At 72.8% G+C, this 12,558-nt stretch carries 10 protein-coding genes; all 10 read right to left on the reverse strand.

Features of this window, described 5'->3' with window-relative positions; translation table 11 throughout:
- Positions 1-156: 156 nt before the first annotated feature.
- A complete protein-coding gene (locus AB0D44_RS21585) occupies positions 157-1,572 on the reverse strand; it encodes an aspartate aminotransferase family protein (protein WP_362593348.1) in 1,416 nt (471 codons plus the stop codon).
- A complete protein-coding gene (gene hpnH / locus AB0D44_RS21590; RefSeq protein WP_362593350.1) occupies positions 1,569-2,609 on the reverse strand; it encodes an adenosyl-hopene transferase HpnH in 1,041 nt (346 codons plus the stop codon). Before hpnH ends, AB0D44_RS21585 begins: the two co-directional genes overlap by 4 nt.
- A 5-nt stretch (positions 2,610-2,614) precedes the next feature.
- On the reverse strand, positions 2,615-3,277 hold the full coding sequence (locus tag AB0D44_RS21595) for a 1-hydroxy-2-methyl-2-butenyl 4-diphosphate reductase (protein ID WP_362593352.1): 663 nt from the start codon (positions 3,275-3,277) through the stop codon (positions 2,615-2,617).
- Positions 3,277-5,487: a squalene--hopene cyclase gene (gene shc, locus AB0D44_RS21600; RefSeq protein ID WP_362593354.1), complete on the reverse strand. Its 2,211-nt coding sequence runs from the start codon at positions 5,485-5,487 to the stop codon at positions 3,277-3,279. The genes AB0D44_RS21595 and shc overlap by 1 nt, the downstream gene beginning before the upstream one ends.
- A 127-nt stretch (positions 5,488-5,614) precedes the next feature.
- Complete coding sequence (locus AB0D44_RS21605) at positions 5,615-6,778, reverse strand: polyprenyl synthetase family protein (protein ID WP_362593357.1); 1,164 nt, start codon at positions 6,776-6,778, stop codon at positions 5,615-5,617.
- Positions 6,775-8,169 carry a hydroxysqualene dehydroxylase HpnE gene (hpnE, locus tag AB0D44_RS21610; protein WP_362593360.1) on the reverse strand — a complete coding sequence of 465 codons (1,395 nt, stop codon included), beginning with the start codon at positions 8,167-8,169 and terminating at the stop codon, positions 6,775-6,777. Before hpnE ends, AB0D44_RS21605 begins: the two co-directional genes overlap by 4 nt.
- A 343-nt stretch (positions 8,170-8,512) precedes the next feature.
- Positions 8,513-9,451, reverse strand: a complete 939-nt coding sequence (gene hpnD, locus AB0D44_RS21615) for a presqualene diphosphate synthase HpnD (protein ID WP_362593363.1) — start codon at positions 9,449-9,451, stop codon at positions 8,513-8,515.
- An 8-nt stretch (positions 9,452-9,459) separates the two neighbouring features.
- Complete coding sequence (gene hpnC, locus AB0D44_RS21620) at positions 9,460-10,389, reverse strand: squalene synthase HpnC (protein ID WP_362593366.1); 930 nt, start codon at positions 10,387-10,389, stop codon at positions 9,460-9,462.
- A 387-nt stretch (positions 10,390-10,776) separates the two neighbouring features.
- Positions 10,777-11,559, reverse strand: coding sequence for an ABC transporter ATP-binding protein (locus tag AB0D44_RS21625; protein ID WP_362593369.1), 783 nt, complete (start codon positions 11,557-11,559; stop codon positions 10,777-10,779).
- The gene (locus AB0D44_RS21630) at positions 11,552-12,481 is read right to left on the reverse strand and encodes an ABC transporter permease (RefSeq protein ID WP_362593372.1); all 930 of its coding nucleotides are present in this window, start codon (positions 12,479-12,481) and stop codon (positions 11,552-11,554) included. The genes AB0D44_RS21625 and AB0D44_RS21630 overlap by 8 nt, the downstream gene beginning before the upstream one ends.
- Positions 12,482-12,558: the final 77 nt, after the last annotated feature.

Raw genomic sequence — 12,558 nt, forward strand, 5'->3', positions numbered from 1 at the left:
GCGTGGGGGGGCGGCGGCGGGGCCCCCCAGGGGGCGGGTCTCGGGCTCGCGCCCGAGACCCTCGACCGGCTCCGGGGGCAGCTCCTCGTGTGACGCCCGGGCGTGTGGCGCCCGGACGTGGGCGCCCACGCGTCGCGCCCCTGCCGGAGCAGGCCGTCACCGGTTGCCGACGGCCTGCTTCACCAGGGTCCTGCCGAACTCCCACATCAGCCCCGAGCCGCCGTGCGCCTCGTCCATGACCTCGCGGAAGGCTCCGACGAACCGGTCGACGTCCTGCTCGTCCACGATCAGCGGCGGGATGAGCTTGATCACTTCCAGGTGGTCCCCGGACACCTGGGTGAGGATCCGGTGCTTCTGCAGCAGGGGCACCACGACCATCTGGGCGAAGAGCCCCTTGCGGGCGGCCTGGAGCACGGTCCACCGGCTGCGCAGCCCCAGCGAGGACGGCCGGCCGAACTCGATGCCGATCATCAGCCCGCGCCCCCGCACCTCGTGCAGCAGCTCGTACGCGTCCACCAGGGCGGCGAGCCGCCCGCGCAGCAGGTCGCCCATGGCCCGGGCGTTGGCGACGACCTCCTCGTCCTCCATGACCGACAGCACGGCCAGTCCGGCCGCCATCGCCTGGGCGTTGGAGCCGAAGCTCGCGGAGTGCACGAGGACCCGGTCCATGGACGAGTAGACCTTCTTGAAGATCCAGTCCTTGCCGAGGGTCGCGCCGACCGGTACGTAGCCGCCCGAGAGCGCCTTGGCCACGCACACGAGGTCCGGCTCCACGCCCGGCTCGTGCTGGTACGCGTAGAAGTCCCCGGTCCGTCCGAGACCGGTCTGCACCTCGTCCGCGATCAGCAGCGCCTTGTGGCGGCGCAGCAGCTCCTGCGCGGCGAGCAGGAACCCGGGCGGGGCGGCGATCACCCCCTTGCCCTGGATGGGCTCGACGACGAAGGCCGCCACGTCCCCGGTGCGCAGCTCCCGCTCCAGGGCGTCCAGGTCCCCGAGAGCGATCTTGGTGTCGGGCAGCAGCGGCGCGAAGCCGTCCCGGAAGCCGCCTTCCCCGTTCACCGAGAGCGACCCGGTGGTGAGCCCGTGGAAGGCGTGGTCGCAGTAGAGGATCCTGGGCCGTCCGGTGGCGTACCGGGCGAATTTCAGGGCGGTCTCCACCGCCTCGGTGCCGCTGTTGCCGAAGAAGACCCGGTCCAGGTGCGGGCTGTACGACAGCAGCTTCTCGGCCAGCAGCCCGGGCAGCGGCTGGCAGTCGAAGCGGGTGAGGTCGGCGAGCTGGGCGTCCAGGACGTCGTGCAGGGCGCGGCGGACCACCGGGTGGTGCCGGCCCAGTCCCATCACCCCGAACCCGGCCAGCATGTCGAGGTAGTCGTTGCCCTCGTCGTCCCAGAAGTGGGCGCCCTCGGCCCGCTCGTACACCTTGTCGAAGCCGATGGTGTGCAGCATCCGGGGCAGTTGGTGGTTGAGGTGCCTGGCGTGCAGCTCGTACCGCTCCCCGCCGCGCTCGGCCAGCAGGGCGCCGAGGTCGAAGCCCTTGCCCCGGCCGGCCTCCTGCGGCGGCCGTCCGGTCACGCCGGCCCTCGCGAGGACTCCCGGTTCCCGCCGATCGTCTCCCGGGCCGCGCGCAGGGACTCCTTGAGGGAGCCCATGGTGGCGAGGACGGCGGTGGGCTCGTATCCGCAGTGCGCCATGCAGTTCGCGCAGCGCGGGTCCTTCCCGCGGCCGTACTTGCTCCAGTCGGTGTCGTTGATCAGCTCCCGGTACGTCGGCACGTAGCCGTCGCTCATCAGGTAGCAGGGGCGCTGCCAGCCGAAGAGGGAGTAATTCGGAATGGCCCAGGCCGTGCAGGGGAAATCGGCCTTTCCTTCAAGGAAATCCAGGAAGAGCGGCGAGTGGTTGAGGCGCCAGCGCCTGCGGTTCCCGCCGGCGAAGGCCTTCCTGAAGAGTTCCCGGGTCTGTTCCACGCCCAGGAAGTGCTCCTGGTCGGGGGCCTTTTCGTAGGCGTAGGCGGGCGAGATCATCATCTCGTCCACCTGGAGGTCGTCATTGAGGTAGTTGAGCACCTCGATGATCGTCTGCGGGGTGTCCGTGTTGAAGAAGGTGGAGTTGGTGGTCACCCGGAAGCCGCGCCTCTTCGCCTCCTTGATGGCCGCGACGGCCTCGTCGAAGACGCCTTCCTTGGCCACCGACTCGTCGTGCCGTTCGCGCAGTCCGTCGATGTGCACGGCGAAGGCGAAATACGGGGACGGGGTGAACTTTTCGATCTTCTTGCGCAGGAGCATCGCATTGGTGCAAAGGAATACATACTTCCGTTTTGCCACCAACTGGCGCACGATCTCGTGGATCTGGGGGTGCATCAAGGGCTCGCCGCCCGCGATGGACACCATGGGCGCGCCCGACTCCAGCACGGCTCCGACCGCCTGGGCGACGGGCATGCGCTGCTTGAGCACCCCGGCCGGGTGCTGGATCTTTCCACACCCCTCACACGCCAGGTTGCAGGCGTACAGCGGTTCCAGCTCGACGATCAGCGGGAACTTCTCACGCTTGCGGAGCTTTTGTTCGAGCAGATACGTCCCGACCCTGATGGTCTGGCGCAGCGGCATGGCCATCTGGCTCACCTCCTGGGGAGCAGCGAAGAACGGTGCCAGTCATAAAACGCGGGCAGTACGGCACGCAGTACGCGGAAGGCCGATATTCCACCGCGGACCGTGCCGATACGGACGAGCTCATGCTCCGGAGCGTCCACGATCACCCGGACGGCCGCAACGGGGCGTCCGCCCGGCGGGGAGCGGCGGTCGCTGCGGGTGGCGGCCCACAGGGTGGCCGCGGACTCCATGTCGACCGCGATGGCGCCGGTGGCGCGCAGCTGCGCACGCTCCTGGCCGCGGACGACGTGGTCGGATCCGGTCAGTGCGCCGGTGTGCACGGTCCGGCCGGGGGCGGCCCGGGCCAGTGCCTCGGCGAGCAGGGCGGTCCCGGTACAGGCGACCACCCCGTGCGGGTCCCGGGTCTCCTCGGCGACGACCAGGTCGCCCGGGTGCATGCCGGGAACCAGCCCCGCGCAGAACCCGGTCGCCAGGACCGCGGCCCGCTCCATGCCCGGCCGCTCCAGGGCCCGGCCGACGGACCGCTCGGCGGCGCGCGGGCCCATGCCGGTCCGGAGCAGGGCGTGGTCCCCGCGGCCCGCGCTGCGCAGCGCGGCCTGCTCGATGCGCAGCGCGCAGGCCACCAGCAGCGGGTCGGGGCGGGCGGCCGCGTCCCCCCGGGCGGCGGACATCAGGATCCCCCGGCGGGCGGGAACGGTTCCCCGTGCAGGTAGCGGCCGAGAGCCGTGAGCGGGAACACCTGCCGGTACAGGTGGTAGTTGATCGAGAAGTCCCAGGGGAAGCCGGTGCCCGTGAAGTAGGGCTCGTCCCAGGAGCCGTCCTCCTCCTGGGTCCGCACCAGGTAGCCGATGCCCCGCTCGACGGCCTTGCCGTCCCGCTCGCCCGCCGACAGCAGGGCCATCAGTGCCCACGCCGTCTGCGAGGGGGTGGAGGCGCCCTTCCCGGCCCACGACCGGTCCTTGTAGGAGCGCTGGTCCTCGCCCCACCCGCCGTCCTCGTTCTGGACGGATTCCAGCCAGTGCACCGCCCGCAGGATGGCGGGATGCGCCGGGGCGATGCCGGCCGCGGTGAGGGCCGGGACCACCGACCCGGTGCCGTAGACGTAGTTGGTGCCCCAGCGGCCGAACCAGGGACCGTCGGGCTCCTGTTCGGCGAGCAGCCAGGCGATGCCGCGCCGGGTGCGCGCGTCGCCCGCCCGGCCCTCGAAGGCGAGCATCTCCACGACGTGGGCGGTGACGTCGGCGGAGGGCGGGTCGATGACCTCGCCGAAGTCGCAGAAGGGCAGCCGGTTCGGGAAGGGACTCGTGTTGTCGGCGTCGAAGGCCGCCCACGCGCCGTTCTTCGACTGCATGCCGAGGTTCCAGGACACCCCGCGGGCGATGGCCGCCTCGACCCGGGCCGGGTCGGGGTGCCGGATGCGGCGCAGCGCGAGGACGACCTCGGCCGTGTCGTCGATGTCGGGGTAGGTGTCGTTGTGGAACTCGAAGGCCCAGCCTCCGGGGGCGAGTCCGGGCCGCCGTACCGCCCAGTCCCCGGTGCGCGCGATCTCCTCGCCGAGCATCCAGTCGGCGGCCTTGACCAGCGCCGGGTGGTCGGGGCGCAGACCCGCGTCGGCCAGGGCGATCGCGGCGAGGCAGGTGTCCCAGACAGGGGACTGGCAGGCCTCGATCATCCGGGCGCCGTCCTCGCGCCACACCGCGAACCGGTCGAGGGACTCCAGTCCGGCGCGCATCACCGGATGGCCGAGGTCGTAGCCGAGCAGGTGCAGGGCGATGACCGAGTACACGGCGGGCGGCTGGATGCCGCCCCAGCAGCCGTCGTTCTCCTGGCGTTCGATGATCCAGCGGGCGGCGGCGGCCATGGCCGCCTTGCGGAGCCGGCGCGGGGCGAACCGCCGGTAGACGTGCAGGGCCTTGTCCATCCGCTGGAAGGCTCCGTCCCAACTGGCCAGCGGAGCGGGCCGCTTGGCGGGGTTGGGCACCCGGGCGTCGGTGTGCAGCTCGTCCAGGGCGAAGGGGGCCGGGCGGACCGGGCGCAGCGCGGAGACGATCGTGAGGGGGACGATGGTCTGGCGGGCCCAGCAGCCGAAGTCGTAGATGTTCAGGGGCACCCAGGGCGGCAGGAACACCAGCTCGGGCGGGAGTTCGGGCAGGTGGTCCCACTTCCACCAGCCGAAGAGGGCCAGCCAGATGCGGGTGAAGACCCGGGCGGCGGCGATCCCGCCGTGGGCCCGGATCCAGGCCGACGCGCGGACCATGTGCGGGGCGTCCGGCGCGTCGCCGGCCAGGCGCAGGGCCACGTACGCCTCGATGGTGGCGGACAGTTCGGGCGGTCCGCCGTGGAAGGTGGCCCAGGTGCCGTCGTCCCGCTGCTCGCCGCGGATGAAGAGGGCGGCGGCGCGGGTGGTGGCCTCGTCCCGGATCCCGAGGAACTGCCGCAGCAGCAGGTCCTCGGCATCCATGGTGACGTTGGTCTCCAGGTCGCCCTTCCACCACCCGTCGGCGTCCTGGCGGGCGAGCAGGTGGCGGATCGCCCGCGCGGCGGCCTCGTGCACCTCCTGCCGCCCGCTGCCGTCGTGCGGTGCGGGCAGGTCCGCGGTGGGCCCGCGGCCGGCGCCCGGCTCCGCCCGGGGCGGCGCCGTGCCCGCGCGGCCGGCGACCGCGGGCCGTGCCGGGCCGCCCCCTGCTCCGGCCCCCGTACCCGTGCCCGTACCCGTCACGCCGGTCCCGGCGGGCGGGCCGGCCAGGCCGTAGGCGACCGCCGGGCCGGCCGGGGGTCCCGGTTCGGGGGCGCTGCCCGCCCTGGGGCCCGGCGCGGCCCCCTGGATGGTTTCGCTGCCCGCGGCAGCGCCCTCGGCGCTGCCGTCGGTCGTCGCTGTCATGGCTTCCCCTTCGTGCAGTCTGTCCTCTGCTGTGCTGGGGTCTGCCGTCGGCCGACGCGCGCCCCCTCAGTCGGGGGTGGCGCCGTCGGCCGGCGACTCGCGAGTCATATCCGCTTCCGCGCGGCGTTCACCTCTTGCGCACGACGACGAAGTCGGCGAGGGCCACCAGCTGGTCGCGCACCCGCTGCGGCATGTCGACGTCGTCCAGGGCCCTGATCGCCACCGCGTGCTGGCGGCGCGCCTCGTCGGCGGTCCACTGGCGTCCGCCGGCCGCCTCGATGAGCGCCGCGCGGGCCGCGAACTCCTCCTCCGAGAAGTTCTCGAAGTCGTTGCTCTTGGCGTCGGCGGCGAGCAGCTGGGCGAGTTCCCGGGCGGCGGGCCCCTCGGCGGCGAGGGCGGCGACGACCGGCAGGGACTTCTTGCGCTGGCGCAGGTCGCTCCAGGTCTGCTTGCCGGTGGACTCCGGGTCGCCCCAGATGCCGAGCAGGTCGTCCACGGCCTGGAAGGCCAGGCCCAGGTGGTAGCCGTACTCCTCGAGCTTGTCGGCCGTGCGGTCGTCGGCTCCGCCGAGGACGGCGCCGATGGAGACCGCGCAGGCGAGCAGCGCGCCCGTCTTGTTGCCCTCCATCTCCAGGCATTCCTCGACGCTGACGCGCTCGCGGTGCTCGTAGGAGATGTCCTGGGCCTGGCCGTCGATGAGCTTGCGGCTGGCCGTGGTGAGCCGGCGTGCGGCGCGGCCCGCCTCGACGGTGCCGAGCTCCAGCAGCACCTCGTTGGCGAGGGCGAACAGCGCGTCGCCGACCAGGATCGCCAGGGCCGGTCCGTGCACCTTCCACACCGTGTCGCGGTGGCGGCGCTGCTCGTCGCCGTCCATCAGGTCGTCGTGCAGCAGCGAGAAGTTGTGCACGAGCTCGACCGCGACGGCGCCCGGGATGCCGACCTCCGCGCCGGCGCCCGCGGCCTCGGCGGAGAGCAGTGCGAGGGCGGGCCGGACGGCCTTGCCGCCGTCCCCGTCCGCAATGTTGCCCTGGGCGTCGATCCAGCCGAAGTGGTAGGCGGCGACGGTGTCCATGGGCGCGGCGAGCCGGTCCACGGCGGCGCGGAGCGCGGGCGTCGACAGCGTGCGGCCCCGCTCCAGGAGGGCGAGCGTGTCGGCCTTCTCCACTCCCCCGCCGGCTGCGCCCACACTGGCACCCGTGTTCTCGACAGCCGGATTCCCCGGGTTCACTGGCTCTCCTCTGTTTCCTGTACGTGCTGTGCCGGTCGTGCTGGTGGTGATGGTGGTCGTCATGCCGCCTCCTGCAGAGGGTGTTCGCGGGGGCGGCCGAGCGCGGCGAGTGCGGCGTGCGCCGCGCTCAGTCCGCTGCGGACGGCGCTCTCCATGGTCGCGGGCCAGCCGGTGGCAGTCCACGCACCGGCCAGGTACAGCCCCGGCGTGTCGGTCCGCGCCCCGGGGCGCAGCCGGCCGACGCCGGGTGTGGGGGCGAAGGTGGCCGTCCGCTCCCGGGTGACGAAGAAGTCCCTGACCTTGGCGCCGCGTGCGGCGGGCAGCAGGCGCTCCAGCTCGGGCAGGTATTTGGCACGCAGGACGGAGACGGGCTCGTCGATGTCGTCCTGCGCGACGGACTGGGACAGGGCCAGGTACTGGCCTCCGTCGGGGAGCCCGGAGGAGTCGGTGCGGTCGAAGACCCACTGCACCGGGGAGCCGAGCGCCGCGAAGAAGGGCTGCTTGAGCACCTTGCGGTCGTAGACGACGTGGACGTTGAGGATCGGCGCGGTACCGATGTCCAGCAGCTTGTCGGGGTCGGCGAGCGCCCCGGCCGGGAGCAGCCCGTGCGCCTCGCGCTGCGGGACGGCGAGGACGACGGTGCCCGCCTCGAGGGACGCGTCGTCGGTGTCGACCCGCCAGTTCCCCTCGGGGGTACGGGAGATGGCGTTGACCCGGGTGCGCAGCTCGGTCCGTACGCCGGCCGCGTCGAGCGCCTTGCGGGCGAGCGTGTCGTGCAGGTCGCCGAGGGGGACGCGGGCCCAGCCGATGTCGGCGGCGCCGTTCTCGGAGAGCAGGCCGGTCTTGAAGACCATGGCGGCCAGGCCGAGGGAGGAGTGCTCGGCGGTGGCGTTGAGCGTCGCGATGCCGACGAGGTCCCACAGGGCCTCGATGGTCCGGGCGGACTGGCCGTAGCGGCCGAGCCAGGTGGCGAAGTCCAGGCCGTCGAGGGCCGGGTCGGCGGGGTCGAGGCGGCGCAGCGCGAGGGCGGCACGGCCGACGCTCGCGCGCTCGGCGAGGGACAGGTGGGGGTAGCGGGCCAGCGATCCGGCCAGGTGCAGGGGTACGGGCAGGGCGCTGCGTCGCAGCCGGCCCAGGCGCGGCCCCTTGGCGTGGGCGACGTCGAGGACGGGTACGTCGAGCCGGTCCTGCAGGGGTGCGAGGGCGGCGCCGTCGACGCGGTCGAGGAACCACCGGTAGGCGGTGCAGCAACGCAGGTAGACGTGCTGTCCGTTGTCCACGGTGAGTTCGCCGCGCTTGAAGGAGAACGCGAGGCCGCCGAGCCGCGGCCGGCCCTCCAGCAGGGTCACCCGGAGCCCGGCGTCGGCAAGTTCGAGCGCCGTGGTGACGCCGGCGAGCCCCCCGCCGACGACGACGGCGCGCTGGGCGCTGCCGAGGGTGTCGCTGTCGCTCATGCGCCCTCCCCCGTCCTGTCGCTGTCCGCGGCAACGGCCGTCCGCTGCCGCGCGGGCCACGGCGCGTACGGAGCCCGGGCCCCGCGCGCGCAGGCTGCGGGGCCCGCCGGGACAGACGCGTCCGTCCGCGCGGTGGTTGCCCGGGCGGGGCCGCGCACGATGCGGTCCGCCGCGTGCGCCGGGAGCCGCCCCGGGGACGTCCCCGGGGCACCGGACGCGCCGGTGGACGCGCCCGCGCGGCGCGGGCCGGCGGGCGCGGCGGTGCGGTCGGCGCGCACGGCCCGGTGCGGCGCGCCCGCCGCGGACGGGCAGGGCCGGGCCGGGGGCCTGGTGGTCGGGGGCATCAGGTTCGCCTCCGGGTGGTCTGACGGGAGATGGTCCGGGCGTCGAGGCCGGAGAGGCCCCGCACGGCGACGTAGGCCTTCTCGTGCGGCGGCAGCGAGACGCGGCCGCGCAGGACCGCCTCCGGCTCCCGCTCGATGCGGTCGAGGAGGCGCCGGTAGATGCCGGCCATGGCGGCCACGCAGGCGCCGCTGCGCCGGTCGAGCATCGGCAGCAGCCGGTAGCCCTCGGCGAACAGCGCCCGGGCGCGCCGCACTTCGTGGTGGACGAGCCCGGCGAAGTCGGAGCCGACGGGGGCCCGCTCGCCGTGGAAGCCTTCGGAGCAGCCGAACTTGGCGAGGTCCTCGGCCGGCAGGTAGGTGCGCCCGTTGGCCGCGTCCTCGCGAACGTCCCTCAGGATGTTGGTGAGTTGCAGGGCGAGGCCGAGGGTGTCGGCGTACTCGGGGGCGCGCCCGGAGTCGGGGACCCCCGGGGCGGTGCCGAACACGCCGAGCGAGAGCCGTCCGATGGCCCCGGCCACGCACCGGCAGTAGGCCTTGAGGTCGTCCCAGGTCTCGTACCTCTCGCCGCGCACGTCCATCAGGACACCGTCGATGAGTTCGTCGAGGCCGCCGAGCGGGATCGGGAAGCGGCGCGCGGCGTGCGCGAGCGCGACGGCGACGGGGTCGGTGTCGTCCTCCTCGACCTCCTCGGCGCGGATCCGCCCGAGCAGCGCGCGGGTCTCCTCCAGCCGGGCCAGCTTCGCCCCGGGCGCCAGCGCGCCGTCGCCGATGTCGTCGACCCGCCGGGAGAAGGCGTACAGCGCGGACATCGCCTGCCGCTTGTCGGTGGGCAGCAGCCGGATGCCGTAGGCGAAGTTGCGCGCCTGCGATCCGGTGACGGCCTCGCAGTAGCCGTACGCCGCCAGGACCGGCGCGGACACGTGTGTGGGCCCCTCCACGGTCGGGCTCACCCCTTTCTCGGCGCAGTGCGCAGGACGGCGGCCACCTCGCGGATCAGGCCGCTCTTGGTGGGCTTGGGCGGGCCGGGCAGTACGTCGAAGCCGGCGGCGGTGACGGCTCTCAGGGCGGCGCGCCCCCCTCCCACGAAGCCCGCGAGCAGCAGCCGGAGTCTGCCGTGCACGCTACCCACGAGGGGGGTGCCTTCATTCAGCAGCTCCCGTGCGCGGTCGGTCTCGTAGGCGATCAGGGAGCGTACGGCCGCGCCCGCGGACGCGGCCTTGAGGTCTGCCTCCGCCACGTGGAAGCGCCGCATGTCCTCGGCGGGCAGGTAGATCCGGTCGCGGCCGAGGTCCTCGGCGACGTCCTGGAGGTGCTCGGCGATCTGCAGGGCCGTGCAGATCGCGTCGGAGCGGCGGATCCGCTCGGGGGTGGCGGTGCCGGTGAGGGAGAGCACGAGGCGGCCCACGGGGTTGGCGGAGAGCTCGCAGTAGCCGAGCAGGTCCCCGTACGTCTCGTAGCGCGCGACCCGCTGGTCCTGGCGGTTGGCCTCGATGAGTCCGAGGAACGGCTCGGGGGTGAGCCGGTGGGCGCGGACGACGGGCTGGAGGGCCTGCATCAGCGGGTGGCGCGGCGGCCCGTCACTGCCGCCGAAGACGCGCCACAGGTCGGACTCGAAGGCGTCGAGCAGGGCCAGCCGGTCGTCCGCCGCGGCGGGGTCGAGCCCCAGGAGCACGGCGTCGCGTCCGCCGGGGGCCAGGTCCCCGTCGCCGATGTCGTCGACGAGGCGGGCGTACCCGTAGACCGCCATCAGGCCGTCCCGCCAGGCGCGGGGCAGGAAGGCGGGGGCCACGGGGAAGTTCTCCGCGGCGGCCTTGCCGAGGGTGGCGCGTGCGTGGACCGTGTCGGACCGGGAGCGGATGCCGTTCCCCGGGGTCACCGCCCGCCGCCCGGGGCGGGGACGGCCGTCGCGCCTGGGGGCCGGAGAATTCCCGTAGCCATTGCCGTCACATCTCCCGTTCTACACTGCCAACCCAATACATCCTATTTCGGACACGCCGCCCGGGTTTCCCCGGGGGTACGCCAGGCCGTTCACCTGCGGGGAATCGTCCCCTCTTGCCGCGATTCAGGACGGCTTCAGCTTACGCTGTACAACGCCTCGAAGACCTCTGGGGTATTCACCGCGCCACCGAATGTCGCCGCCGAAATGCCGCCGCCGAATGTCACCACCCGTCAGCGGGGGGAATTGCCGCGACACGCCGAGGCCCCCGCCGCGCTGAGCGGCGGGGGCCTCGGCGGTCCGGCCGGGGGCGACGGGTTGCGGCGGTCAGCCGTTGGACGCCTTCTCGTACGCCGAGACGACTTCGTCCGTGGGCCCGTCCATCAGGAGCTCGCCCTTTTCCAGCCACAGCACCCGGTCGCAGGTGTCGCGGATGGACTTGTTGTTGTGGCTCACGAGGAAGACCGTGCCGGCCTTCTCCCGCAGCTCGCGGATACGGTCCTCGGAACGCACCTGGAAACTGCGGTCACCGGTGGCCAGGGCCTCGTCGATCATCAGGACGTCGTGGTCCTTGGCCGCCGCGATGGAAAAGCGCAGGCGCGCCGCCATGCCGGAGGAGTAGGTGCGCATCGGCAGCGAGATGAAGTCGCCCTTCTCGTTGATCCCGGAGAAGTCGACGATCCCCTGGTAGCGCTCCTTGATCTGCTCGCGGCTCATGCCCATGGCCAGACCGCCGAGGACGATGTTGCGCTCGCCGGTGAGGTCGTTCATCAGGGCCGCGTTGACGCCCAGCAGCGAGGGCTGGCCGTCGGTGTAGACCTTGCCGGCCTCGCAGGGCAGCAGGCCCGCGATGGCACGCAGCAGGGTGGACTTGCCCGAACCGTTGGAACCGATGAGGCCGATCGCCTCGCCCCGGTACGCGGTGAAGGTGACGCCGCGCACGGCGTGGACCCGGCGCACGCCCGGTGCGTCGCCCTTGCCCCGGCGGATCATCTTGCTGAGCGCCGCGGTGGCGGCACCCTTGCCGGCACTGCCGGTGTTGACGCGGTAGACGATGTGGACATCGTCCGCGATCACGGTGGGGACGCGCCCCTGGGTCCTGTCAGCCACGGCCGTAACGCTCCTCAGCCTTCCAGAAGTACACGAACCCGCCGAGGCCGATCACAGCGGCCCAGCCGACGGCGAAGAGCCAGACGTGCGGGGGCAGGTTGCTGCTGCCGTAGTCGTCGATCAGCGCGAACCGGATGAGGTCCATGTAGATCGCCACCGGGTTCCACAGCAGGACGTCGCTGATCCACTGCGGCTGGTCCTTGAGGTAGATCCCGATCGGGAACATGACGCCGGAGGCGTACATCCACGTGCGCATCACGAACGGCATCAGCTGCGCCAGGTCGGGGGTCTTGGAGCCCATCCGCGCGAAGATCATGGCGAGGCCGGTGTTGAACACGAACTGCAGCGCCAGCGTCGGGATCACCAGCAGCCAGGACAGGCGCGGGTAGTTGCCGAAGCTGACCGCGATGACGAAGACGACGACCATCGAGTACAGCAGCTGCTGGAGCTGCTGCAGCGAGAAGGACACCGGGAGGGCGGCGCGCGGGAAGTGCAGCGCCCGCACCAGCCCGAGGTTCCCGGAGATCGCCCGGACACCCGCCATCACGGAGCTCTGGGTGAAGGTGAAGACGAAGATGCCCATCATCAGGAAGGGGACGTAGACGCCCTTCGGCATCTCCCGGCCCGCCCCGAGGATCAGGCCGAAGATCAGCCAGTAGACGGCCGCGTTCAGCAGGGGGGTCGCCACCTGCCATACCTGGCCCAGCTTCGCCTGGCTGTACTGCGCGACCAGCCTGGCCCGCGAGAAGGCCATGACGAAGTGGCGCCGGCCCCAGAGCTGCCGCACGTACTCGACAAGACCGGGCCGGGCGCCGCTGACGGAGAGGCCGTACTTCCTGGCGAGCTCCGCGGGGCTCAGCCCCGCGTCTTCGGACGGCGGCCTGCTCGTGGCGAGGGCGCCGTCGTGGGTTGTGTCACTCACAAGTTGAAACTTTCGTCTTCAAGATGCGGCATGAGGGGCATCAGGCTGGTGGCGCGAAGCCCGTGATCGCGCCATGG

Source organism: Streptomyces sp. NPDC048349 (assembly GCF_040651925.1).
GTDB lineage: Bacteria > Actinomycetota > Actinomycetes > Streptomycetales > Streptomycetaceae > Streptomyces.

Excerpts from the sequence above, each read along its gene's own strand:
- hpnH (WP_362593350.1), bottom strand. The coding sequence starts at position 2,609 with ATGGCCATGCCGCTGCGCCAGACCATCAGGGTCGGGACGTATCTGCTC.
- AB0D44_RS21595 (WP_362593352.1), bottom strand. The coding sequence starts at position 3,277 with ATGTCCGCCGCCCGGGGGGACGCGGCCGCCCGCCCCGACCCGCTGCTG.
- shc (WP_362593354.1), bottom strand. The coding sequence starts at position 5,487 with ATGACAGCGACGACCGACGGCAGCGCCGAGGGCGCTGCCGCGGGCAGC.
- AB0D44_RS21605 (WP_362593357.1), bottom strand. The coding sequence starts at position 6,778 with ATGACGACCACCATCACCACCAGCACGACCGGCACAGCACGTACAGGA.
- hpnE (WP_362593360.1), bottom strand. The coding sequence starts at position 8,169 with ATGAGCGACAGCGACACCCTCGGCAGCGCCCAGCGCGCCGTCGTCGTC.